Below are 2,996 nucleotides of genomic sequence, written 5' to 3'. Positions count from 1 at the left end.
ATGCCCAGGTTCACCACAACCAGGTCCGTCATGCGGGGGTGTCGCCTTTTGCCAACTTTCAGAACAACGGGGTTCAGATAGGGGGCGGCTCTGGGGGCAGTTTTTACAACAACACCATCCGGTATGCAGCGGGCAATGGATTGATCGTTGTTGGTCACGCGGGGGATGTACTGATTGCAAACAACGTGGTGGCTGATTCGCGGGAAAACGGAATTTTTGTGGACGAACGCGAAAAGACGCTACCCAATACGACGGTAAACATAGTTAACAATACAATTGCAAATACGACTCAGGATGGCATCCGACTTTATAACGAAACGCAATTTAATACGGTCATCAACAACGCGATTGCCAAAGTAAACGGCACCCGTTACTTAACCTACCTGAATTCAACCATCCGGGCCGTTGTTCAAAATAATTATACGCTGACAAACGTCTCCAACGGAAAGTTTATTAATCCCTCGGGCGGGGACTATCGGCTGGATGTTGGATCGCCATTGATTGACAAAGGGAAGGATGTTCGTGCTTTAGGTGTTGAAGATGACATTACAGGCCAACCTCGTCCCAGGGGTGTAGCGTACGACATTGGGGCTTTTGAGCAGGGGGCCAGCATGTTAAAAGCACGTAGCGGAGCGGAAGGAGTCGAAACCGTTTCCGATGAAGCAGTCAAAATTCAAGCTTATCCATCTCCTGTTCAGGACGAACTAGTTGTGGTGTTGAGCAATAAAGAACCGCTGACGGAAGTAAGCCTGGTGGATCTGAGCGGGCACGTCCACACGCAATACATGACTGCCCATTCCGAAAGGGAGACCCGGATTAACGTAAAAAGTTTAGCCCCAGGAATCTATATTCTGTCGGTAACTTCGGGTACCCACTTATATACGCGCCGATTCGTCAAGAAATAAACGAATCCTACCGGTTTGTACGGGCAGGATGAGTTCACCGCATCAGCAAGACTTGGCCAGTTTGCGTTACTTCCTGCTCTGAACCAGGTAAACCAGTGGATCTAAACCGAAGTCGCCACGTATATGTACCTTCCGGACACGATTCATTTAAATACCGTCCATCCCATTTAAAATGGGATACCTCACTTTGAAAGATGACGCTACCCCAGCGATTGTAAATTTGAAAAAGAAACGGAATCGCTGCGTCTATGTATACATCCAGCTGGTCGTTAATGCCATCATTGTTTGGGGTAAATGCCGTTGGTACGTAAAATGGTGTTAAACATTTTTTAAACGTAACGACAATGGTATCCGTAGCTTGACAACCGTCGCTATCCGATTTCAACCAATAAATACCGGGAGAGTCGATGGAGACTTTCTCTGTATCCCAATTGGTGGACCAGGTAAAAACGGTCTTGTTGTTATGGGGAATGGGCGGTTTAAGAAACAGCTTTTTACCTTCACAGACTACGGTATCTTTGGGCCATTCAGTAGTTAGGTAGGGTTTGGCTATTAACGTTAATGCGTTTGAATACACGCCACAGTGTGGACGATGTTTGTTAAAGGATTCGGCAGTGAATATCCGATACTGCCTTTGTTTCTTAAATCTGATCAATACGGTATGGGTTAAACCCGTAGCACCTACGATATCCGACCAAGTAGTTCCATCGTCGCTTTGCTGCCATTGATACCCCGGATTGGCATAGCCCGGTGTCGGCTCAGCAGACAGGACCACCCAATCCTTTTCACATTTAGCCAGCGTTGGAGAAGATTCATGGAGGAAATTGATTTTTATAAAGGGGCCGCAGGGTCTGATTTGAATATCATCCAATGCCAGGTCATTCCCACATCCGCCTGTTTTATTATTGACGAGTTTTATCACCACTGCCGTTTGGCCCACGGGAAGAGAAAACTGAACGGCATACCGTTTCCAAAGCGGAAGATCCGTTCGGTTGATCGTACCGGTATGAATCGTCTGGACTAGCGTACCATCCAGCGTTTCAATGCTCATGGTTACGTCCGGGTCGAGCACTACCGATGAACACGACCAAACCGATCGGCTTCGATTAATGACGTTGAGCACCCAAACGGAAAATTCATACGTCACTCCTTGACAAAGTGACTCAATCGTCTGATTGTAAAATTCATCCGGCTCGTAGGATGCATTGACGATCATCATATTTCCATTTGTGTCGCCAACGGTATGGTCTTCGCCCACTTTTTGCCAAACCGTGCCGAAACAAGTATGATCAATGGAGCTAGCGATGGTGTAGTACCCATCAAATGGGCATTGCTCGGCGGTATAGCGATACGTCGTTCGACCGGCGGGTAACGAACCCGCTGTTCCTGTTCCGAACGTTTCATTTACAACAGGGTCGCCGAAAGAGACCGCGTATGACTGGCCGAGGACGGGGGAATAGATACTCGCTATGGTTACGGCAGCAAGCCATTGAATGATTGTCATTTTGTTAAGAAGAGGGCTTGCCATCGTGTTAATTAATAAAGTAATTGCAATACCTGGAGTTACTGGTTCAATCCATGGATTATGACAATAGGGCTCGGTGCTGTATATTATTGGTATACAGATAATTAAGTGAAAATTATTTGACAATATTAGAGTAACTGTAAAACGCTATGCGTTATATTTACTTCGCTTTTTCGGTGAATATGTACCCATTAATCCAAGCTATTTTGTTTATGAAATATAGTACTATATTAATGTTGTTTATGCTGGCCCCTGCCTATGGGCAGGAATGCAACTGTTCGTTAACGATCAGCAAGTCGGGTCGCTACGATGGGCAGCAAACGCCCCTGCCCCCCGGCGCAACCATCTGCGTGCAGGCTGGTACCTACCAGTTTCTGAGCTTCCGAAACTTCAAAGGAACCGCCCAACACCCCATCACCATCATCAACTGTGGGGGCCTGGTCACGCTGCGTTCCTCCTCCAACTCCGAAACCAGCCTGAAAGTGTTCAACTCCCAGTTTTTCAAAATCACCGGCTCGGGCGTAGCGGGCCTGGCCTATGGATTTCGCATCGAGCAGACGGGTGCG

The 2,996-nt window shown here is 47.4% G+C and carries 2 protein-coding genes and 1 pseudogene; 2 read left to right on the top strand and 1 reads right to left on the bottom strand.

The annotated features are described in order from the left end of the window. Positions 1–905 (top strand): T9SS type A sorting domain-containing protein (locus ACYVH9_RS31520; protein ID WP_460640433.1); only part of this gene is annotated, 905 nt, incomplete at its 5' end. 34 nt (positions 906–939) lie between these two features. On the opposite strand, the gene ACYVH9_RS31515 is transcribed toward ACYVH9_RS31520, so the two are convergent. Next, positions 940–2,433 (bottom strand): T9SS type B sorting domain-containing protein, encoded by a 1,494-nt coding sequence (locus ACYVH9_RS31515; RefSeq protein WP_460640432.1) that lies wholly within the window; start codon positions 2,431–2,433, stop codon positions 940–942. 209 nt (positions 2,434–2,642) lie between these two features. Between ACYVH9_RS31515 and ACYVH9_RS31510 the strand changes: the two are divergent. Next, positions 2,643–2,996, top strand: a pseudogene (locus ACYVH9_RS31510) (right-handed parallel beta-helix repeat-containing protein); the annotation flags it as partial.

It is taken from the genome of Larkinella harenae, assembly GCF_054780515.1.
This window is presented reverse-complemented; position numbering and strand designations above follow the sequence as displayed.